This is a genomic window from Acinetobacter colistiniresistens, from assembly GCF_024582815.1.
Classification (GTDB): Bacteria; Pseudomonadota; Gammaproteobacteria; order Pseudomonadales; family Moraxellaceae; genus Acinetobacter.
This window is the reverse complement of sequence record NZ_CP102099.1, coordinates 3,742,126-3,766,268: the sequence shown is the minus strand read 5'-3', so window position 1 is coordinate 3,766,268 and position 24,143 is coordinate 3,742,126. Positions and strand designations below refer to the sequence as shown.

Here is a 24,143-nt window from a genome sequence, read left to right as displayed (position 1 = left end):
TCACCATTGCCTTTGCTCTTCTTCCTTCATACAGACATTTCAAACTTACTCGCTCGAGCTGATTTACTTTATTACTTGGTGATGTTTTAACCATTGGTCAGGAAAATATATTAATTAACCCGGATCCTGCTTAAGCCGATGATTCCTTAATTTGAATTGTTGGCTTATTTTGATGGGTTAATTGATATGCGCATAGCGAGGCATAAATTCCTCCAAGAAATCCATGAATACTACGTGCTTTACTCGTCACTAAATTGTATTGCCCCTTCAATAAACTGAATAATGTTTCTATCTTATTGCGTTGTCTTAGGTGATATTCATCTGATGCACAGAGTTGAATAGCCTGCATATTCTTTCGATGATAAGTAATTAAATCAATACCTTGATCTTTCAATCTGATTTTTAATTCTTGGCTGATGTAACCTCGATCCCCGTAAAGTTTTGCTTCTATACCAGCAACCAATTGCTCAACCATTTTTATGTCAGCAACATGTCCATTCGATAAAGCAGAACAGGCAATTTCACCAAATTGATTCATCGCAATATGTAATTTACAGCCATAAAACCAGCCCATTGAGCTTCTACCACGTGATGCAATTTGGACTAATGATTTATGACGCTGAATCCGTTGATTTTTACAAACTGGCAGAGTTGTTGAATCAATCCATAAATATTGTGTAGTTTGGTCTTTCATCAGCGCCACATGTAAAGCGTGTAGGGCCAATTGGTGCATATTGATCAGATGAATCATCCTTTGATAGCAAGGCAAGTACTTAAATAAATGGCTTTTATCTTCTTTTAACCAGGTGAAAAAGGCTTTGAAATTATTGAAATGAGAGCATTTGTACCAAATGGCAATAAAGCAGATTTCTGAAATTTTGAGTTGAGCAGTTCTGATTCTTAAGGAACCACAGTTTTGTTTGAGAAACTCCCAATAAGTTGATTCAAATTTAAGAAAAAAATCATCAATTACGCAGAATAATTCGGTACTATTGAACATCAGGACTAGAGTTGTGAGTTTGGTGTGGTAACTCAACTGATGGCTCTAGTCCTCTTATTTTTCAAGTCAATTTCTTATCCGCGATTCGGGTTAATTAATCAAACAATAAAGAAGATATGCTAAAAATAAACCGCAATTTTTAAAATATTAAGAACAGGTGAGAATAATTGTGAATAAGATCTATCAACTAGTATGGAATGCGACATATCTTTGCTGGCAAGCAGTGAGTGAAATGGCGAAAGGGGGCGTGGTTGCAACGCAATCAACAACAACAATCAAATCTAAAACCTCTATTGCTCATACAGTAAAACGAGCAGCATTCTTTGCGGTGAATGTGCTGAGTGCCAGTATTGCATTTGCAGGACCAACAGGTGGAGTGGTCAGTTCAGGAACAGCCACGATTTCAACCGCAGGAACCACCACCACCATTAACCAGTCAACCGCAAAAGCCGCGATTGACTGGAGCAGTTTTTCCACCAATAGCAATGAAATCGTGAATTTCGTGCAACCAAATAGCAGCTCGATTACCTTAAATCGCGTCACGGGGACAAGTGCATCCAATTTAAATGGTCAGCTAAATGCCAATGGACAGGTATTTATTATTAACCCGAATGGGGTGTTATTTGGCAGCACCTCGCAGGTCAATACGGCAGGTTTGGTGGCATCGACCCTGAATTTGAGCAACAACGATTTTAATAATAATCTATTTAATTTTACCAATACCAGCAATAACAAAACCGTTGAGAACCGCGGCAAAATCACCGTGCCTACAGGTGGTACAGTGGCCTTGATTGCACCAACGGTAAAACACACAGGCACGATTAATGCAACGCAGGGCAATGTATTATTAGCGGCTGGTGGAGATATCACCCTGAATCTAAATAATGGTAGTTTATTGGGTTACACCATTAATCAGGGCAAGGCACAAGCCTTGATTAACTCAGGCGGCATGATTCAAGCCGATGGTGGTAAAGTGATCCTGACTGCAAAAGGGATTGATGAATTAAGCAATGCCGTAGTGAACAGTGTTGGGGTGATCCAAGCGCAAACGGTGAACAATGTCCGTGGCGTGATTGAGCTTGGCAGTGATTTAAGTAGTGGTACGGTAAATGTCAGCGGTACGCTAGATGCATCGGCTCCGAATGGAGGCAATGGTGGGCAAATCAAAACTGCTGCGGCAGAGGTTCATGTCAGTTCAGGCACGAATATCACAACACAGCGTAATAGTGCGAGCAGCTTACCGCCGACCAGCAGTGGTTGGGAACTGAAAGCTAAAAATATCGATGTCGATTTCTTTGGTGGCAGTGTCAGCAGTAGCACCTTGGGTGATGCTTTAAACAAAGGTAATGTGAGCTTAAATGCGATGGGTACAGCCGAAGGCCAAGGCAATATTAATATCAATGATGCCACCAGTTGGAATGCCAATACAGCACTTACACTAAGCGCAAACAAAGATATTAACTTTAATAGTGACTTGGATTTAAGTGGAGATAAGGCCAAGCTTGCCATGAATTATGGTGCGGGTTCGGATTACAACCTAAATAATGGCGCCAAGATTAATATCAGTGGTTCATCCCCGACCTTATTGATTAATGGAACTTCCTACATTGTGATCAATGATCTAGGTGAAGAGGGTGATGCCAATATCAATACCTTGCAAGGAATGAACAATAACCTGACAGGAAATTATGTCCTAGGCAGTAATATTGATGCTTCTGATACCGTGAACTGGAATGGTGGTAAGGGATTTAAACCTATCGGGGATTATATTGAAACAGTAACGATAAACAATGATCCAAATGCTCCGGGAGGAATGAGTATTTCTCAAGGTCTGATCAATCAACCTTTTACTGGAAATTTTCATGGTTTAGGGCATTCTGTTACTGGGCTTCATATTAATAGACCTGATCAATTGCTATTGGCATTGCCAACAGAGTTACCTGCAACTTTTAGCTTTCATTCGATAGGATTATTTGGTGCCACAACCAATATAATCAGAGATATTGGAACTACCAATGGTTCAATAAAAGGAAGCAGTAATGTCGGAGGGCTGATCGGATTCCAAAAATCTGGAGTTGCTAAAAACATTTTCAGTTCGAATTCTATAGAGGGGGTATCAAAAGTAGGGGGACTTATTGGTAAGAGTGGTGACAGGAATGCCAGTAACCAGCAAACTGCGGCATCGATTTTAAATTCTTATGCGACTGGAAATATTAAAATTTCTAATATTGCTCCTTCAGTAAATGCGACCAATATAGGGGGACTGGTTGGTCAAAGTTTCAGTCTGATTAAAGATAGCTATGCTACGGGGAGTATTGATTCAGAAAGTGCTGGTTCATATGGAGTAGGTGGCTTAGTTGGTGAGCAGGTCAATAATGACATTATTCGCAGTTATGCAACAGGAAATATCTGGGGCAATGTTGAATATTTGGGGGGACTGGTTGGTGTATTAAGATATGCTCAGGGTAATACCCAAATTTATCAGAGTTATGCAACGGGAAATCTGCACGGTAAAGTTCAAGCAGGTGGATTAATCGGATTTGTTGGACTCGAAGCCTCTTATAATAATCCAAGCCGTGATATAGATTCGATAGCAACCGTTGAACAAAGTTATGCCACAGGGAACGTAAGTGCTTTTGATGATACTTATCTTGCATCTACTGGTGGACTTATTGCTTCAATTAACGGGGCGGTCAAGATCAAGAACAGCCACGCTACTGGAGATGTGAATGGAGCATCCAAGACAGGAGGCCTGGTTGGTTCAATTAGTAACAACTTCCCAAGCACACAGCATAAAACTGAAATTGAAAATAGTTATACAACAGGTCATGTCACTGGAACCGAATATACAGGTGGTCTAGTAGGGAATAATTTATCAGAAAGTATTATCCGGGACAGTTCAGCTCAGGGGCAAGTGAACGGAACAAATTATGTAGGCGGTCTAGTGGGTTTTAATGGGACTGAAATTATAAATAGCTCAGCTACAGGTATTGTAAACGGTGAAAATTATGTCGGTGGATTGGTCGGGAAGAATAGACAGACAATAAAGGATAGTTATGCGACAGGAGATGTAAAAGGACAGGAAAATGTCGGTGGCCTAGCGGGTTCTAATGAAAAATGGGTAACTGGAGGTGAGATAAGTAATACTTATGCGACAGGGAGAGTTGAAGCTAATAAAAATGTAGGAGGGTTGGTTGGTGCTAACTTTTTAGGTGAGATATCTTCGAGTTATGCCAGCGGAGCAGTAAAAGGATATCAATATACTGGTGGCCTACTTGGAAATATACAAGGGGGCAGCCTTGTAAATACCTATGCCGTGGGCAATGTGACAGGAGAGAATTCTACTGGTGGCTTACTAGGAGGCACTTCTTCGAATAATCTGGCAAATGTTGAGAATAGTTTTTCTTCTGGTTGGGTTAGTGGGACAGTCTATACAGGTGGGCTCATTGGTAATAATAATGGTATCTCTATCGCTAAAAATAGCTATTGGAACACTGAAACTTCAGGACAATCTACCAGTGCAGGAGGGGTTGGAAAAAATACAGCAGAAATGCAAAAAATCCTGACCTTTACAGGGTGGGACATTGCTGATGTCTCTGTCCCAAATTCAACTTCGACATGGGTAATTGATGAAAATCACAAAACCCCATGGCTTCGCTATAATCATTGAGATTAAAACAGATTATTAAAATATAAGACCAGAGGCCGAAGCTTCTGGTCTTTAAAAATAAGATATTGAATGAATTAGAGTCACAATGAAATTTTATTTACGAAAACAAGTAGCCAGACATAATCAAAAAACTCTTCGAATGATCAGTGGGATGAGTGTTTTAGTGGTTATGTCTTCTATGGTTCATGCCGAAATTGTGATTCCTGATAGTGGTACTATTACTCAGCAATTAAGTCCTGAACAATTCAAAGAAATACCTAAAACAGATCAACAGTACTTTGGTTCTGATTCATCGCAGCAAAATTATAGTCAGGATCAGACCCCCATATGGGTCACAAAAATCCAGATAGAAGGCAATCAGCAAATTGCGACAACGATTTTGCATGATTTAGTCAAGTCACTAGAAAACAAAAATAATGTTATGGCCGATTTACAGTTCGGCGCAGAAAAAATTACCCAATATTATAAGAAGCAGGGGTATTTTTTAGCGAAAGCATATTTGCCCAAGCAAAAACTAGAAAATGGAACATTAATTATTCGTGTGCTTGAAGGCCAACTGGGGAAGGTTATTTTAAATAATCAGTCTAAAATTAAAGATAAGGTGATTCAACGCTACACAGATCAACTCCCTCATCATCAAGCCTTGCAACAACAGCAAAGTAATAAGACTTTGTTGCTTATTTCAGATTTATCGGGCGTGGGGCAAATCCAAGCAAACTTACAGGCTGGCGAACAGACTGGGCAAACAGACCTTGTTTTGGATGTTCTAGAACAACAGACTTGGTTTGGGCGAATCGGGATTGATAACTCTGGTAGTCGCTATACAGGAAAATATCGACTTTCAGGCTATCTCGAAAGTAATAGCTTGCTGGGCTATGGAGAGAAGTTATCTGCTCAACTACTTGGCAGTAATCAGGACTTGGTTTCTGGAAGTCTAAATGCTCGATTTCCTGTAACAGGAACGGGTTTATGGTTAGGCGGTGGTTATAGTAGAACTCAATATGAGCTTGGTGAGCAATTTAAGCAGTTAGAGGCAAAAGGAAGATCTGAAAACTATAATTTAAACCTTGTTTATCCATTAATCCGAAGCCAAAAGTCGAATCTGAATTTGAAGCTGTTAGCCGAAAAAAGAAAGCTATTTGATGAAATTGCTTTAACAGATACAGAGACATTCAAACAGATCGAGGCGAGTCGAATTGCATTAAGTTTTAGTCGCATGGATGATTGGGGCGTTGGTGAGATAAAAGGGGGAATCAATCAGCTTGAATTAATTACGACCATTGGCAACCTGGACATACAAAGCCCATCGGCTTTGAATATTGATCGATTATCGGCAAGGACCCAAGGCAGTTTCAATAAATATGAACTGAAACTTGCTAGACAGCAAAGATTAACCGCATCCTCATGGTTCACCAGTGAGTTATATGGACAGCTTGCATCTAAAAATCTTGATTCAGCGGAAAAACTTTCTTTGAGCCAGATGCGTGCTTATCCAGCGGCAGAAGGGCTTGGTGATCAAGGCTGGGGAGTATCAATTAATTTTTACTACCAACTAACACCATGGCTAAATACGTATCTATTCCAAGATTTTGGGCGAATACAGCAAAATAAAAATCCGTATCTTAACGACAAAAATACCCGTGCTCTGGCAAGCACTGGGATTGGTTTTGGTGGTGGCTCTCAGGACTTTGATTACAATGCCACGCTTGCATGGCGAACTACCTCGGCAGCAAAGAGTGATCAGGATCAGCAACCACGATTTCAATTTGGGGTAGGTTGGAGATTTTAAGTTAAATCAACGATTAATATTTTCTGTAAATATTATTAATAATCTATATTTTAGAATAGAGCTATTCTTTTGTTATGACCTAATATCATGCTTAGATAAATTATATATGTGACTTGTAGATCTGTTTTTAATATATGTCAAGCGCTTAACATATAAATGAGGGTTGGAGTGTAACTTATTCTATGCAAGTAGAGTGAGATTTTTAAGTGACCTATTTAAATAAATTTTATATTTATGGCCTAAATTGTTTAGAAAAATAAAACTAGTATTTTAGAATAATTAATATATTATTTAGAGATGATTCGTTTTTATACAGCTTCACAGCAGATAATGGATTAGAAAATCTCCTGTGATTAATTGATATAAAAACATTATAAAAATAAACAAATATGGATGTGCTAAACACGGAGGTGGGTTATGCAAGGCTTTAAATCCCTTCATTTTGCAATGTTGACTCTAGGTAGCTTGTGCTTAAATTCTGCTTATGCAGCGTCTACAACGTTGCATCGTTTATCAGATACTGAAATGTCTGCAACCACAGGGCAGGCTTTGTTGAGTATGTCTTATATTGCTCCTAGTGATACTAAAAATTTAGAAAGTCAGCGTACAGATGGCGATCCAAATCTTGGTTTTTATCGTTTAGGAATGGAAGCGGAATTAGAACTGAATGCCAATATCAAGAAATTACAGTTAGGCTGTGGTGGCGCAAATGGAGCAGGTGGATGCGATATTGATATAGATCATTTAAGTCTCAGTGGCGTTTCTGATACACGTGACGGTAGAGCAGGTTCAAGTGCAAAATTAACCAATCCTTTTATTGAATTTGCGATTCAAAATCCAAATCAGGCCTCGACTCGAAATGTGGTTGGACTCAGATTAAGTGCTGAAAAGGTTTTAGGATTATTGTCACTGGGCACAGAAAACTCGACTACGCCCAATGGAATCAATAGTCTTTCTGGGTATATGAAAGTTCGATCTGGAATTGGGGATACCGAAATAGAGCAAAGTAAAGTTAAGGGTTATGCTAATACAGCAGCACAATATATGAGTTTAGCGACCTATCCGATTGAAGGGCGTTTAATCGCAAATGTATTGGTTGACTTAGCTGATGCCGATTTCAGAACAAATGGTGGTGGTTTTAGTATTCCAGAAATGAATAATCTTCCGTTTGAAAATCCACAAATTGTCGTCAATGGTAAAAGGAATAGCTCAATAGGTTTAAATGCAACCGTCAATATTCCAACAATTAATTTAGGAACAGGAAGTGATTACCCTGCATCAGGTAGAACTACAACAGATGCAAATGGAACAACAACTGCAGTGTATACCGCGGGTAATCCAGTTGATGCCGTGATTACAGGATGTAGAAATTTAACTTTAGCACCAACATGTCTAGTTGCATGGGAAGGGCGGCAGTTTAGCAATATTAAAATGAGCGGCTCTGTAAATGGAGCGAAAGCAACGGTCAACTTTCAAGAGGCTTTAGGATTTATTCATCGCTTAGAGATTAATTCGGCAGCCTCTTTAAGTTTGCAAAAGCAAAATATTTTGTGGCCAGATTCTGATGCCGCAAATATTGCTCAATCTGGATGGTGGCTTGCTTTACAAGATCCTGTAAGTATTGGACGAGTTGAACCGACACAAAGACTGAGTATTGAACCATTGTTGGGGCAGTTTGCTACAAAAGCTGGAGATTACTTAAAACAGAATCCTGCGCGAACAAATGATCTTCTTGGTGTCATGACGGGTAATGGTTTGGATGTGGATATTGGAAATTTAGACTTGTCGAATGTTGCAGCGTTGCAGATGAATTTATCTAATTTGCAGTTGAATGGACAAAATTTTGCGCCAAACTGCTATGGGAGTTTAAGTTTCTGTTAGTTTTTGTATTAATAAAAAAGACAGCTTATGCTGTCTTTTTATTTTATTCACCTTTATAAAATAGCTTGATCTAATTCTTTGTTAAATTCTCTTGAAAAGCATATTTATTTATCATTATAGGTCACTTTTATCGGAAAATATTTATTGTTTTATAAGCATTATGTTTATATTAAAGTGATTACTATCATTTTTATAAGTGCTATTTATTTTTAGATCAGGTTGCTATTGAGATAAATGTTTAAGCTGTTTTTTAAAAACTAAAAAGGATTTTATAGTGAAAAGTAGATGTTTATTTATATTTTTTTAGGGGTGAGTGGTTTTTATCTAGGTTCCGCTGGGGCTGCCTCTTCTACTTTACAGCGTCTGACAGATCATGAGTTGTCTGCAGCGACAGGACAAGCTTTAATGAGTTTGTCGTATATTGCACCAACAGATGCAACGAATTTAGAGACAAAAAGAGCAGGTGGCGATAAAACCATTGGATTTTATAAACTGGGCATGGAGGCGGAGATTGAACTGAATGCCAATATAAAAAAATTCCAGTTGGGCTGTGGTGGAGCTAATGGCGCAAATGACTGTGATATTGATATTGATAATTTAAGCTTAAGTGGTCTGAAACTTGATTCCAGTGGTAAACCGGTTGCGATGACAAGAGAAGAACGAGCCTCTTCATCAGCAAAATTAACCAACCCCTTCTTAGAGTTTGCGATAAAAAATCCAAATAGTGCAGCTACCAGACAAGTCGTAGGATTTCGTTTAAGTGCAGAAAAAGCTATTGGCTTATTAACCGCAGGTAATGAGAACTCTTCCACACCGAATGGGATCAATACAATTTCAGGCTATATGAAAGTTCAATCAGATAATGCTGGTGTAATTAAAGGATATGCAACTACAGCGGTAACACGAGATAATCTATATGGAACGATGTACAATCAAGATGATCTGGTGATCACAGGTACGCTAAAATCAATTTTAGGAGCTAAAGCTGGCTTTAAAACGGTTGGGGGCGGATTTAATATTCCACAAATTAATAATAACTATTTTGAAGTTCCTGCAATATTAGTAAATGAGAATAGAGCTAAATCTAAAGTTTTGTCGGCTCCAGTAAAAGTTCCCAATATTTATTTAGGTAGTGGAGCGAATTATCCTATAAATGGCTCTGTTCAGTACAATCCAAATGGGCCACATGATCCTTCCTATCAAGAACCTTCAGGTATTTACACACAAGGAGGGTTAACCCAAGCTGAAGTAACCAGTTGCAATATTACCGCGTGTTTAATTGCTGGGGTTGGGAAAAGATTTAATCAGGTCATGATGAATGGTACGATTTCAAATATTTCAGCGAATCTGAATTTAACTCAATCACTAGGTTTAATTCATAATTTACCGATTAACTCTCCTTTCTCATTATCATTACAGCAAAATGCCTTACAGTGGACTGGTGCTAAAAGTGATGATATTGCCCAAAAAGGTTGGTGGATGTCATTTTCAGACCCTGTAAATATTGGTTATGTTGTACCAAAAGATCCAATTGATATTTCTCCACTCTTTCCTCAAATTGCAGCTGCTGTTTCGGATTGGTTACGTGATGGTGGTGGGCATGAGGCCTATACGGGTGATATTGGTGGACTACTTGGATTAGGTGTTCTAGATGTTGATATTGGTACTGTAGATTTAGCGGGTAAGTCATTAAATTTAAATCTAGGTAATTTGCAATTAACAAACCAAAATTTTCAACCAAACTGTTTTGGTAATTTGAAATTTTGTTAATTTTTAGTTTGATAAAAAGTAACTAAGGTTGCTTTTTTATCAAATTAGACGGATAGAAATAATCTATCTGGTTGATTTTATGATTATTTGGCTTTTTCGGTAAATTTTGTTTTACTTTTTAGGTTATTTTTGTCGGAAATTGCCTATTATTTAACAAAAAATAGCTTTATATTGACACGAGACATAGGACACAGGGTTAGTTCGCTAATATTTTGTCTATAAGTAAATTTAACAAGGATAATTATTTTAATTTTAAAAAACTGAAAAGGAATTTTATAATGAAAAATAGATATTTATCAATGGCCTTTTTAGGAATGTTTAGTTCTTGTGCGAATTTTACATATGCCAACTCTGCAACTTTATATTCTATGTCCGATAGTGAAATGTCTGCGACTACAGGCCAGGCACTAATGAGTCTGTCTTATATAGCACCTAATGATACAGCCAATTTGGAAAGGCAACGTGCAGGTGGCGAACAAAGTGTAGGATTCTATAAATTGGGGTTAGAAGCAAAACTGGAATTAAATGCCAATATCCGAAATCTACAACTTGGCTGTGGTGGTACAAATGGCACTGGCGGCTGTGATATTGATATTAAAAATTTATCACTGAGCGGCTTAAATGATGGTGTCGTGAGTGGTTCTACAAATCCGAATGAAGGAAGCCCAACTTTTAATAATGGACGTGCATCGACTAGTGCGGAAATTACCAATCCATTTATTGAGTTTGCGATTAAAAATCCAAATAGTGCTTCAACCCGAGAGTTTGTTGGCTTAAGACTCAGTGCCGAAAAAATTAATGCATTATTAACAGCGGGTATTGCAAATGCAGCAACCCCATCATCAACAGATGGGATACAAAGCTTGAGTGGCTATATGCAAATCGCAGGTACGACAGGTGATGTCTGGACAAAAGCAGCTACATTCGGAAAGAGTGATTCAAACTGTTTGCCTGGAATTAGTGGTCCAACGGCGTGCCAATCAATTGCGGGGAAATTGGATGTCGTACTGTGGGGCCGTAGAGATTTTGCTAGTTTACCTGCTGATAGTAATACGACGGGTATTACGGTTCCAAGTATGAATGTCGGATTTACTTTACCAGCATTTACCGTCAATGGTAATCGACAAACAAAAGCGGTTGCGCCAAATGTAAGCGCAACGATTCCTGAAATTCCAATTGCAAAAGCATCAAATTGTGTTGCTGGTGATACTCGAGCGGCATGTACTGTTAATTATGACAATGATCAGTTATATGTCAGTCTTAGAAAGGCAAGTGGTTCTGGTTATAATGCTGCCAATTTGGCTCAGACCGACTGTGTTGCTCTTTTGATCTGCCTTGTTAGTAATGCGAAGTTTAAAATGGGAGCAGATTCAAAACTGACTAACTTAAATATAGACATTACCTTTGAACAAGCATTGAGTATGATTCATAACATACCTTTAAAAGGAACGGGTGGATACTTGGCTTTGCAAAAACAAGCTTTGCAATGGCCAGGTGCAAATGCCGATGATATTGCGCAAAAAGGTTGGTGGATGTCATTTGCTGAGCCAGTACAATTAGGATATCTCAAAGCATCACAACAAGTTGATATTAGTGGCGTCTTACCTCAGGTTTCTACATTTGTTACTCAGGCTTTATATGCAGGCGACCCAATCAATATTAATTTAGCCGATGCGGCGGGGGCCTTAACGAATAATCCAATTGTTAAAAGCTTAACCATACCAGTGGGCACCAGCACTGCAACACTAACTCTTCAAAATCAACAGCTTAAAAACCAATCTATTCCAACAAACTGTTATGGCAGTTTAACATTTTGTTAATTCTCTTTCTTTTTGAAAAGACAGCATAAGCTGTCTTTTTTTTATGTAGATGGAAACTCTCTATCTGAAAATTTTACTGTTTGGTTCATTATTGAATGTCACTTATAACTTTATAGGCCATTTTTATCGGATATTGTCTATTATTTAACAATTTTTGAGTTTATATTGGAAAGCGTAATATGGCATGTGGTTAGCTCATTAACCTTATTTGTCTATAAGTGGAGTTCATGGAGATAAGTATTTCACTTTAAACTTTAGAATCTAAAAGGATTTTTATAATGAAAAATAGATATTTATCTATGGTTCTTTTGGGAACTATGGGGTTATGTGTAAATTCTGCATATGCGAGTTCTACCACTTTGCAGTCAATGTCAGATAGTGAACTTTCAGCGACTACAGGTCAGGCTTTAATGAGTCTGTCTTATATCGCACCTACGGACAATGCTAATTTAATGAAAAATATTGCTGGTTCCAATAATATTGGCTTTTATAAATTAGGTATGGAAGCCAAAGTTGAACTTAATGCAAATATTAAAAATTTACAGTTAGGTTGTGGCGGCATGAACGGTGCTGCTAATTGTGATATTGATATTAAGAATCTTTCTTTAAGTGGTTTGCCTGATAGTTATGATGCAAATGGTAGTCCTATTTTTAATAGCCGTGCATCTACAGATGCGACAATTACAAACCCTTTTATTCAATTTGCTATCCAGAATCCGAATTCTGCTTCAACACGACAAGTGGTTGGTTTACAGTTAGGAGCTGCCGCTATTAGTGGTTTATTGACTGCAGGAACAAACAATAGTGCGACTCCATCGACAACAGATGGAATCCAAAGTTTAAGCGGTTTTATGCAAATTGCCAGCACCACAGGTACTGCAGTGACTCAAGCTGCAACTTTTGGTAAAGGAGCTAGTAATCAGTCACTTAGCGGCTATGCAAATATTTCTGGTTTAGGTAATGCATCATTTGTGAGTGACCCGTCTAATAGTAAAACAACCGGGATTACAATTCCAAGTATGACCGTTCCATTTACACTTCCTTCCTTTAGTATTAATGGTGTGAGACAAACTCAAGCTAATGTACAAAATATTATGGCGAATATTCCGATTATTCCAATTGCGCCACAAACAGGATGTTCAGGAAATATTACGGGGACAAATTTAGCTTGTGGTTCTGGAAACACAACTTGGGGAAATGATCAATTATATGTTGATTTAGGGTGTAATGCCCCAGGTTCAGGACTTTGTGGGCTGATCACCGCCGCAGTACCAAATACCATATTTAAAATGGCAAATAACTCAAGCATTACCAACTTGAAAATGAATATTACTTTTAACCAAGCACTGAGTATGATTCATAACATACCACTTACAGGGACAGGTGGATATTTATCTTTGCAAAACCAACAACTTCTTTGGCCTGGTGCAACTGTTGCTACCTCTGATCAGGGAATCAATAATTTGAATGCGATGAGCAGTGGAACGGATGTAGCGCAACCTGGATGGTGGATGTCTTTTGCCGAGCCAGTACAGTTAGGTAAATTAAATGTGACTAATCCTGTAGATATCAGTTCGGTGCTGCCGCAAGTTGCAAAAATGGCATCCGATCAATTGAAAACGTCTCCATATACATATGTTAGTTTTGGATCGGCGATTGGAGCTTTAACCGGAGCACCAATCGTGCAACAAATTAATATTGATTTAGGGGCATATACAACAACCAATCCTGCAACTTTAACACTACAAAATCAGCAGTTAAACAACCAAAAGGTTGTTTCAAACTGCTATGGCTCATTATCATTCTGTTAATGTCTATGCAAAATTGAACTATTTAAAATGGAATTTAAGTGGAAGTTATAAGCTTCCACTTTTTATTTATATTGAAGGGAAGTCTGATGCTAAATTTAAGAGGATTAAATCGAGTCGCGGTTGTGGGAGGTGGGACAGCAGGTTGGTTTGCAGCCTTGCAGCTTAGGCAGGTGTTTGGCCCATCTGTTGAGGTAATGGTTATTTCCGCGCCAGAGATTCCGATTGTTGGTGTGGGTGAAGGTGGGGTACTCAATTTACTGACGGTATTGCGTGATTTAGAGATTGATTTAAAGGATTTTATAGATAAAACAGGGGCTACACTTAAATTGGGGTTTCGCTATGAACGTTGGCGAACGGGTAAAGAAGATGACTATTACTACCATCTTTTTCCGCTTCCAACAGAAGACTTTGCATGGAATGAATTTGGATTTAATCCTTATTTATCTGGACTATTTAATCATGGCATAGATGTTAGTCGCTATATGGCATCTTATCAATTTAGTGAAGATCGTAAACCTTTTCAGGAGGTTTTACAGATTTTATTAGAAGGAAAAAATAATTTTGGAGCTTCGCTGCATTTTGATACTTTTCGGGTTGGTCAATATCTAAAGAAAATTGCTCTATCTAGAGGGATAGTTCATATTGAAAATAAAATAGAGGATTTTGAACTCGACTCTGCAACAGGCTATGTCTCTGCAATTCAATGCATAGATCAGAAGATTAGTTGTGACTTTGTCATTGATGCCTCTGGATTTTCAAAACTCTTGATCGGGAAAAAATACCAAAGTTATTGGTGCTCTTTTGCTGACATTTTACCGATGAATAGAGCTTTACCTTTTCATTTACCGCATAAGAATAAAATTGAGTTGGTGACAAGAGCGACTGCCTTGAGTTCGGGCTGGGTATGGCAGATTCCACTACAAGAACGGATAGGTGCGGGCTATGTCTATCATGATCAATTCATTACAGATCAGCAAGCGCAGCAGGAAGTTGAGCAATGGTTGGGCTATTCAATCAATCCGGTTAAACCTATCGCATTTGAGGCAGGCTATTTTCAAGAGGTCTGGATCAAAAATGTCGTAGCTATTGGTTTGGCATCGGGTTTTATTGAACCATTGGAGGCAACGTCAATTGGCCAGATGCTCAGTCAGTTAGCGCTGTTGATCTCATTTATCCAAGAAAATCATGGGGTGATTTCACAGCAGAATATAGATTTTTATAACCAGCAAAATGCCCAATATTGGCAGGGTATACGTGATTTTATTCGCATGCATTATGATACTGGACGGTCAGACACCCCATTTTGGCAATATATGCTGACCGTACCACAGTCAGAAAGCTATCAAGAACTAAAAAAATGCTGGCTACATCGGACACCACGAGATATTGATTTTGTAGAACATAGTATGGGAGGGATGTCGATGTTTAGTGCTGCCAGCTGGTTTGCTGTGGGGGCTGGGGTTGGGGTCATCAAGCCTGAAGCGACTTCGGCGGAACTCTATGCATTGTCACCAGAAAAAAAGCAGAAATTAGCGAAGTATTTGCAGGAAATAAAGCAACAGTTAGCACTGTAATTTGTTGCATGTGTTCAGGGCAAAGTTATATTTATTTTCATACATCGGAAAAATGTAACTTTTAACGGGTTTTTTTTGCATTTGCGTAAATAGTAGGCATAATAAAAACTGAGATTGACTAGGTGGATTTGGCCTAAGTTTGGAGTGGTGCTTGGAAGCATATCTTTGACTGTGATTTTTCGCAGTAGGAAGTCACTCAGCAAGATTTAGAAAAATAATACTGGTGCGGAGCATCGTGTAACAGGAAGGTCAAGATGACGACATTTCATACGGTATCATTTAAACGAACTGTTTTAGCAACGTTGATTGGCTTATGTTTAAGCCGATACGCTTTTGCATTGCAGGAAATTTCAGATGAAGCTCTAAGCCAGACAACAGGTGAAGGGATTGCGATTTTACCCACCAATTTTGATTTTATTTTTCGTGGTGCAAATACGGGGAACGAAACCAACACTGCTTTGCTGAATGATCGTAGTAAAGATACGGGTTATATCCATTACCTGCCTGTTGGTGGTCTGACGTCACTTGCTCAGGATACCAATAAAGATGGTGTTGTGAATGGATCTGACCATTCAGTAGGTAAGGCTGATATTTATTTATATGGTCTTGCTTTATCGAAAAATAATAGTAATGACACAAATAGTCGTTTTGATTCAGTTTCGCCCCAGATAGCAAGTTGGGGAACAGCTGAGAATCCATGGGTACTAAAAGCAAAAACAGCAGCAAATGTACCCAACTTTTCTGGCGTTGATGGGGCTGTTACCTATCTGAATCTAGAAGCGCCGTTATATGAAACAGGCACTAAAACTGGGGTCGATGCCTATAATTTAAAGCTTGCTTTCTGGGCAGATGCTTTTGTTCGTGACCAAAGTAAATCTGATGGCGCTGCTGATCAATTTAATTTGGGTGAATTATTTAGTACCAGTGATGCAAATCGTGCAAATCGCCTAAGATTACAGGCAATTATGAATGGTTTTAGTATCAATGGTAGTAACTTGCAAGTCTTTCAGACTCTAGCAGGTTCAAGTAATGCCAATGGTATGAGCTCTTTTTATAATAATACTTTAGGCCTCGCAGGCGTTATTCGTATCAACAGTGGGGATGGTGCGAACCTAAAAGCGACATATACCGATACCCAATTGGGAAGTATTGGAACGACATCGGCATGGACGACGATTCATAATGGACAGGATGCAACCTTAGGAACATCGAAAACAGCTGCGACAGGCAGTTGTGGTAATACGGGAACAGGTTCGTTTGACAGCACATCTGCAGGATGTAAGTTTATTGTTCAAAAGCAGACTCGAACAGATACTCAGCAAATCAAACGCGTGTGGAATGTGCCTACTAACAGCGTTTTAAGACTCAGTACACGAGAAACGTCAGCTTACGACTGTTCGACCAATCCTGCTAAATGTCTGGAAACACCCGCATTGTCAAGTGGCGCAACAGCACCCAGTTTTGATGCCAATGAAGGCATATTTATTTATAACCCGAATATCAACCTGGTATTAGGTGGCTTATACCAACCTGTTATTCTAGGCTCGAATGGCCGAAACTTTAGTCTGGAAATTGCTCGTATTCCAAATAATCCTGCAGTTTATAAGAAGATCTATACCGATTATACAGGCGCGGATCCGTCTTACTTAGGTTCAACCTGTAATGTCTATCAATGTGGTACTTCTGACATCGCAGGTTATCAGGGTGGTTCAGCACGTATCGATTATTCGACCTCGGCACTTTCAGGCAAGAAGCTGGCAACGCATAGTAGTATTAGCCTAGGTTCTGTTTATAGCGGTGATGGTGGTAAAACTTTACAGGCTTATAAAGGAACTGCTGGCGTTGATGATGCTGTCGGTATTTCTTTTGGGAATATGCAAAATCCAGCGGGTATACTGAGTAATGTCACAACCAATACCGCAACACAGATCCGTTATGCACAACGTGAAATGAATACCTCTACTTGGCTCACCAGTAGTAGATGTACGGGTAGTTCGTGGGGGACTTGTAATAGCGTAAACGATACAACTGGTTATTTATATCAATGGCAATACTATAATAGTTCTGGCACATTAGTGAATGGAAATGTGTGGACTACTACTCCGACTGGCGTAGATAGTTGTATGGGTGGTGCATCAAATTGTAATAGGACTGCTACTGATACTTCAACACCAAAATATGCCACTGTTGGTAACCGGACATGGTCGGATAGCAATTTAAATAGTGGGGCGTGGCGTACCACAGCTAATCCGATTTTAGACAGTTTTATTGGATCATCCAATGGAACAACAGGTGCTGTAATTCCAACAACCAACACTGCACCAACCCCAACAATTCCAAATAACAATATGGGTTCGGCAGTCATTGATGGTCTACTTATTCAGCATCTAAAAATTACAACGACAGGGCTATAGGAGCATATACATGAAAAAAATACTCGTTTTGCTCTTATCGTTAACCTCAAGCTTATCTTATGCCGAATTACAAGCTTTAGATAATGAAACACTTCAGTCTATACGAGGACAGGGTGGAGCAGACTTATCCTTAAAGGTTTCTTTAAATCATGATGTACTCACAGATAATGCGTTGTTGACTGGTACAACACCGACCTTTAACTGTACAAATTTGGAATATTGCCGCTTAGCCGTTTCTGTAAATAAACGTTTTGTTCAATTTCAGTCGGGTGATTCAGCTGATGTTTGGTCTTTAGCGGCAAGTGATCCAACCAGTACAAACAAAGCACGTAAATTGTGGGTGGTATTTAAAGGCTTGCAAGGGACCTTGAATATCCAAAAAATTGGTCTAGAGGGGATTGATTTAAATTATACCAAGTATGTAAATGGAGCAGCGTCTGGTTCAATGATTAAACCTGCAATGCAGTTTTCATTTGATCCGACTAAACCGATTCAAATTCGTGATTTCGGTTTTAATGCTTTGTCGATAGAACAGGATAAGGTTCTATCATATTTTGATGCATCAGGAAAACTGGTTGAGGAAACCAGTAGCAATCCGCAAGATTATGGTTTTTTAAAAACAGCAACTTATAGTGCAGTCCCACAAAGTACTGGTGCAACAGGCACAACTGCAAATAATTATGATACCAATAAAGAAACCGGTTTTATGGGATTGAAAATGAATGGCAACCTTGCAATGGAAGGCAAAGTTCAGATTTTTGCTTGTAGTAATCATGCACGTTGTTAAATTTATCGGTTTCAAAGGATTGAGCTATGAAAAAAAATAATCAAAAGCTGCATAAGGAATGCTTTGTACTGAATGCACTTGCAGCAAGTCTGCTATTGATTAGCCATTCTGCATATGCCTTGCAAGAACTTGATGACAGATCTCTAAGTAATGTCAATGGCCAAGATGGCCTGCATGTCAATTTAGACTTTAAAGAAGTGAATGTCGGGACATTCTTCTGGCAAGATAATGCTGGACGAGGCAGTGCAGGAAAAACAACGGATACGACTTTGCGTGCTGAAGGGGAAAATTTTAAAATCCAATCGCATACGTCAACACCTACAGTAAATCCTAATGTCGATATTAAACTGAATAGTGGTAGTCAAGCTGGTAAGACAGGTCTGGATTTTAATTTAAAAGTTGCACCTGTGTTGATCAGTATGAATAAGTTCAAAGTCTGTGATACAACGGTATGTGGTAGTCCTGTGGGAGATATTGCTGTACAAACCAACTCAGACACCAGTATCAGCTTTAAAACAAGAGATGGCCTGTTTAGTAAAGATGGCCAGAGTGAGCTAGTCTTTAGTTCAAGAAATGCGAACATCTATTTAGGTCAAAAGACTGGACCATCAACCAGCCAAATTCTTAATCAGTTGATTCTGAAGAATTTCAATTTTAATTTCGCCGCTAAAGGCGTGATGTATATAGATGGCACAGACGGTTTTATTGTGAGAACCAATGCTGCTAATGCTCCCAATGCTGTGATTAACTATAATGCAGATGGCTCGGTAAATACCGCAACAAGTACCAAACCAAATTCAACGTATGGTTATGTTGATTTTACCCGAGTCACAGACCCTGCCAATGCTGGAACAATTACAGGAAATACCTATTCCGCTACGGCAAGTAATGCGGGTTTAAATCTTGAGTTTATGCTCAATAAGAATGTCAACGCTAACACCCCTTATTCAGTAGATGCAACAAAAACGCCACTGAATGGGCAACTGACGTCAGACACTGCAAAAGGTCTTATTCGTCTCGGTGCAAGTGGCCGTATGGTCAATGGCTCAGTACAGGTGAGAGGAACAAACTCCAACAGCTTTGATAGTGGTGTGAATAACGGGACATTACGGACAGATCCTGTTTACAATGTGTCTGCGAATCAATATGGTAATCCTGACAATACCAATATTCTAGGTAAAGCCAATAATGCGGTTAGTGCTACTGGCTCACAAAATATCATCGGGGATACGGGTATTGCTTTCCGTATGCGAGCGGATTTTACCAAAAAGAATGATCCGATGCTGGAAGGGGATAATTCTAAGGCGACCACTTTGGAAATTGGTGGAGCTGGCTTTAATACCTATGGTTTTGAGTTTGGAGAACTGACAGGACTGAACCTGCAAAATCGTGGTTCATTTGATACTGGTAATGTTTATTTAAATTTGGTCGATACCAAAACTGTTTTGCTGCCTGCGAATAAGGCTTTACAAACCAGTCGGTATTGGAATGGTTCTACCTCAACAATGCTTACGACCGATGCGGATTATGTGCAGAGCATTCATAATGACAAAACGGATCAAAACCCTTATGCAATTCTTGCCGCTATTCGCGGTGCTGAATTTCAGGCGTTTTCACGAAGTGGACGATTTACCAATAGTGCAAGGACGGTCGGAACAACCATTCCGAAGATTAATGACACTGCAGGAAATACATGGGGTTTGGCCTTACCATTTTATGATCTGAATGCCAATCTGGCCATGTATGGTACAACAGCCCCTTCAGATGCCTATTATTATGATTTGAATGGTAAACCCTACAATGTTGTTGCTGGTTCTGAACGTCTAGGTTTCTCTCTTGCCATGAGTACCACAGGTATGAATGGTAGTACAGATACCACCAAGCAAAAAACAACTTCAATTTTATTATTGGATAATGCCGATACAAACTCTGTTCGTTATATGGGCTTACGTAATATTGATATGTTGTTGAAAGGAACAGGGACACTGGGCCTTGAAAATGGTAGTTTTAACGCAAGTTTAAAAGATATATTAATTATTTTATCTGCACAAATCGCAGGTGGTTATTTACCAGGTGCAAGGTATGCTGGTACATCTACGGCAGCCTTAGCTTCATCGGCTGATTTCTCGAATAATAATGACGTGTTACTTTCTACTAAACTGCGTTTAGATGGTAAAAAAATTGATCTTTCCCTGATTCCCAATAGTGAATATACAACGACAGATGGAAGTCGTTTAAGTGTTGTCGGTGAATTAGAATTAAAAGCGGTAAAAGATGGTGGAAAAAGTGCGATTCAGTTGAGCGATCCTCTGGATGGATCAACAGTTGGCTTTGACAATATTGATGGTAAGGTTGCATTCAACAATGCGATTATTATTGCACCAGATACAAGAACTGCATGTCCTACTGCGGGATGTGACGGCATGGTGTCATTTAAAGCCGGTTTAACCCTTAACCCTGCTGGAACTACGGGAACGGGAACTGCCCAAGATAAAATTGATGGTGTGTTACGGGTTCGGGATATTAACTTCTATCCACCATCAGCAACAAGTGCACCGCAACGCCTAGGTGAGGCTGTGTTCACAGGTGGTCGTATAACAGGGCAGCTTGGAATTATTCCTCGAAACTAAGGATAGGCATGATGAATAAAATAATTGGATGTTTGTCGCTGTTATTGACGCCATTTGCAATGGCGATGCAACCGCTTGATGACCAAAGCCTATCTAGTGCAACGGGACAGGATGGTTTGAATATTGGTGTTAATGTTTCAAAAATTGAGTTTAAACAAATCTCAGTGATCGATAGTGATGGCTGGGATACTAAAAATGCTGCGGCGACTGAATATCGTGGGCGCGCTGGTCTGGTATTTGGACAAAGTCCAAATACCACTGTGTCCAATCCGAACATCACATTCAAAGCAGCTGGGGCTGCAAGCGATTTAAATTTAAAAGCGGTTATCGATACTGATAAGGGGACAGGTACAGGTGGTGCATTTGCCAATATTGCCTTGTCATTTGGGAATGTAGATGAATTTGTGATTTCTCCTTTATCTGTTTATGCGGCCAGTGATAGCACAGGTGTTTTATCCAGTTTGGTTGGATCAAATTATCTTAGAGGTTCTATTTTCGACACGAACCCAGGCACACTGAAGAGTGGTGTAAAAGAAATATTACGCCTCCAAAATGGCTTGAATGTTAAATTCTTAGCAAGTAATAAACCAAAGATGAATATCCAATTGGGAGCCGCGCCACAAGGTAAAATGATACGTTTTGGTGGTGCAATTGATTCAATTTGTGGTGCTGGTTCAGGCTGTAATATGATGCTTGTTTCTGGTTATGATGGAATCAATAACCCTGTTGGTGCAAGTTTTAATTTTCAGTTAAAAGCCTCAAACCCAACAGGATTTGGTTTAGATAAATTCTATGCTGGAATTATTGGTGAATCGAGTGCGGGTCAAGGGGATGGGGCGCTGGTTTTTGGAAATGAAGGAAAATCAGATAATGTCGATTTAAAACTGAATAACATTCAGTTTGGTAATACGGCAGCTATTCCGGCTACATCTGATGCTGCATATCGTTTTAATGGCTTACAAAATAGCTCAATTGGGAATATTGGTTTTACCAATGCATCTGTGACGGATTTAAAAATCCGAGTCAATGGAATGTAGCATAACAAGTTAATGAGACAGTAATTTTTTACTTTAAAGCGGCATAAGCCGCTTTTTTATTGAAGGATATGGCTGTGACTAAAAATCTTAACTTTGTTTCAAATGCTGGATGATTTCTTCGAGTTGTTTGATCTTTTTCACCTGAGCCCACAATGCTTGTGCTTCCGGATAGGCTTTGCTCATCATACCTAGCCATTGTTTATAACGACCCACCATACCAATTTCAGTTTTATATTGCCCACTTAAGAAACGTAGTTGTAGTTCCACCAAATCCTGCCAAGACAGCAACGCCTGATCCATATTTTGACGGATACACAAGGTTAAATCAGGGGTGGTCACTGCACCGCGTCCAATCATTAAATCTTGACAATATGATTGCTCTAAACAGGCCTTAGCATGGGCATTGTTCCAGATCTCGCCGTTAGCAATCACATTGATATTCAATGCCTCGGTAATTGGCTGTATTTTTTCCCAATAGGCTGGCGGGGTATAACCATCGGCTTTGGTACGCGCATGTACGGTTAACCAACTCGCACCCGCATCTTCAATGGCATGGGCGTTGTCTAGGGTATGATTTTCATCAAGATAGCCCAAACGCATTTTAGCTGAAACAGGAATATGTGCAGGTACAGCATCTCGGACGGCTTTCACTAATAGATGTACCGTTTCAGGTTCATCAAGCAGAACAGAACCACCACGATGGCGATTCACTGTTTTGGCAGGGCAACCGAAATTAAGATCAATGGCTGGTGCGCCCAGTTCAACCACTTTGGCTGCATTGGCTGCCAACATGTCTGGATTATTGCCAAGGAATTGTACATGTACAGGCGTACCCGCAGCAGTTCTACCTTTATTTTTTAATTCAGGACAAAAGCTATAATAAATATGATCTGGCAAGATGCTATCGGTAATACGGATAAACTCAGTCACGCACCAATCAAAACTGCCAACATGGGTGAGCACATCACGCATGATCGGATCAGTCAGACCTTCCATCGGAGCGAGTACAAGTTTCACGATTTTTACCTAGCGAAGCGAAAACAGCGTTATACGCATTTTCAGATAGGCTGTCTAGTTTTTATTAGAATGTGAAAAAACTAACGCCCTAAAATCATTTCCAAAACAAATTTACTGCCCATAAAGCCGATGGCGAGCAGGATAAAACCCGTAATAGTAAATTGAATGGCTTTACGGCCACGCCAGCCAAATTTGTAATGCCCAATCAACAATGCCCCATATAAGAACCATGAAATAATACTAAAGGCGGTTTTGTGGGCTAGATGCTGGGCGAAGAAGTTATCAATAGTAAAGAAACCAAATAACAGGGCTACTGTCAGTAAACCAAACCCAGTGATGATCAGATCAAAAAGCAAAGACTCCATCACCTGAAAAGGCGGGAGTAAATTGACCCAAATACGACGTTTTTGTTTCTTTTTTAGTTCACGATCTTGAAACCATAGCAAAACGGCGTGGATCGTGGCCATTAACAGCACGGCATAAGCAGATAAGGAGAGAATGATGTGTAGATCTAGGCCAAAACTATGTTGTTCAATAATTTGATTGGGTTGGCTAAAGGCAAAACCCAAAATTAACCCAAAGGCTGCGACAGGTGTTCCGATCAGGTTCAATGGCAGAATTGGGCGAATCAGGCTCAAAATTAAACTCAGCGCCAACATCAATCCAGAGGTAAATGACATCAGGTTAAAGACATCATAATTCACGCCAAGCGCTGTCATCATGTCTTGATAGAGTACAGTACTATGTAGGATCAATCCTAACCCAACCATCAGACCATAACACCAAAGATTTGGAGTACGTTTTGACATCAAGTGAATAAACAAATACCAAAATGAACTGGTATAGGCGATGAGTGCCAAAATTGTGTAAACCAAGGGGAGACTGATCATGTCAAACCTTTTTTAGGAGGATGAATAATATTCGCCATATAAGATATAAATTC

At 39.4% G+C, this 24,143-nt stretch carries 14 protein-coding genes; 11 read left to right on the top strand and 3 right to left on the bottom strand.

Features of this window, described 5'->3' with window-relative positions; translation table 11 throughout:
* Nucleotides 1–130: 130 nt before the first annotated feature.
* Nucleotides 131–1,000, bottom strand: coding sequence for an IS982 family transposase (locus NQU59_RS18060; protein WP_161419859.1), 870 nt, complete (start codon nt 998–1,000; stop codon nt 131–133).
* A 169-nt stretch (nt 1,001–1,169) separates the two neighbouring features.
* Between NQU59_RS18060 and NQU59_RS18055 the strand changes: the two genes are divergently transcribed.
* The 11 genes from NQU59_RS18055 (at nt 1,170) to NQU59_RS18005 (ending at nt 22,183) form a co-directional block, all read left to right on the top strand.
* On the top strand, nt 1,170–4,670 hold the full coding sequence (locus NQU59_RS18055; RefSeq protein ID WP_257064369.1) for a GLUG motif-containing protein: 3,501 nt from the start codon (nt 1,170–1,172) through the stop codon (nt 4,668–4,670).
* 85 nt (nt 4,671–4,755) lie between these two features.
* Nucleotides 4,756–6,459 (top strand): ShlB/FhaC/HecB family hemolysin secretion/activation protein, encoded by a 1,704-nt coding sequence (locus NQU59_RS18050; RefSeq protein WP_257064368.1) that lies wholly within the window; start codon nt 4,756–4,758, stop codon nt 6,457–6,459.
* A 417-nt stretch (nt 6,460–6,876) separates the two neighbouring features.
* Nucleotides 6,877–8,340, top strand: a complete 1,464-nt coding sequence (locus tag NQU59_RS18045; RefSeq protein WP_043971301.1) for a hypothetical protein — start codon at nt 6,877–6,879, stop codon at nt 8,338–8,340.
* 285 nt (nt 8,341–8,625) lie between these two features.
* A complete protein-coding gene (locus NQU59_RS18040; RefSeq protein ID WP_257064367.1) occupies nt 8,626–10,110 on the top strand; it encodes a hypothetical protein in 1,485 nt (494 codons plus the stop codon).
* Nucleotides 10,111–10,388: 278 nt separating this feature from the next.
* On the top strand, nt 10,389–11,930 hold the full coding sequence (locus NQU59_RS18035; RefSeq protein ID WP_043971295.1) for a hypothetical protein: 1,542 nt from the start codon (nt 10,389–10,391) through the stop codon (nt 11,928–11,930).
* Between the two features lie 278 nt (nt 11,931–12,208).
* Nucleotides 12,209–13,741: a hypothetical protein gene (locus tag NQU59_RS18030; RefSeq protein WP_005239385.1), complete on the top strand. Its 1,533-nt coding sequence runs from the start codon at nt 12,209–12,211 to the stop codon at nt 13,739–13,741.
* Between the two features lie 86 nt (nt 13,742–13,827).
* Nucleotides 13,828–15,315 (top strand): tryptophan halogenase family protein, encoded by a 1,488-nt coding sequence (locus tag NQU59_RS18025; RefSeq protein ID WP_257064366.1) that lies wholly within the window; start codon nt 13,828–13,830, stop codon nt 15,313–15,315.
* A 254-nt stretch (nt 15,316–15,569) separates the two neighbouring features.
* Nucleotides 15,570–17,729, top strand: coding sequence for a hypothetical protein (locus NQU59_RS18020; RefSeq protein ID WP_257064365.1), 2,160 nt, complete (start codon nt 15,570–15,572; stop codon nt 17,727–17,729).
* A 10-nt stretch (nt 17,730–17,739) separates the two neighbouring features.
* A complete protein-coding gene (locus NQU59_RS18015; protein ID WP_005239379.1) occupies nt 17,740–18,516 on the top strand; it encodes a DUF6160 family protein in 777 nt (258 codons plus the stop codon).
* A 26-nt stretch (nt 18,517–18,542) separates the two neighbouring features.
* On the top strand, nt 18,543–21,146 hold the full coding sequence (locus tag NQU59_RS18010; protein ID WP_257064364.1) for a DUF6160 family protein: 2,604 nt from the start codon (nt 18,543–18,545) through the stop codon (nt 21,144–21,146).
* Nucleotides 21,147–21,154: 8 nt separating this feature from the next.
* The gene (locus NQU59_RS18005) at nt 21,155–22,183 is read left to right on the top strand and encodes a DUF6160 family protein (RefSeq protein ID WP_257064363.1); all 1,029 of its coding nucleotides are present in this window, start codon (nt 21,155–21,157) and stop codon (nt 22,181–22,183) included.
* An 87-nt stretch (nt 22,184–22,270) separates the two neighbouring features.
* On the opposite strand, the gene NQU59_RS18000 is transcribed toward NQU59_RS18005, so the two are convergent.
* Together NQU59_RS18000 and NQU59_RS17995 are read right to left on the bottom strand one after the other, a co-directional pair.
* Entirely contained in the window at nt 22,271–23,200 is a 930-nt protein-coding gene (locus tag NQU59_RS18000; protein ID WP_257064362.1) for a tRNA dihydrouridine synthase, read from the bottom strand.
* A gap of 80 nt (nt 23,201–23,280) precedes the next feature.
* Nucleotides 23,281–24,090, bottom strand: a complete 810-nt coding sequence (locus NQU59_RS17995; RefSeq protein ID WP_005239370.1) for a cytochrome C assembly family protein — start codon at nt 24,088–24,090, stop codon at nt 23,281–23,283.
* Between the last annotated feature and the right edge of the window lie 53 nt (nt 24,091–24,143).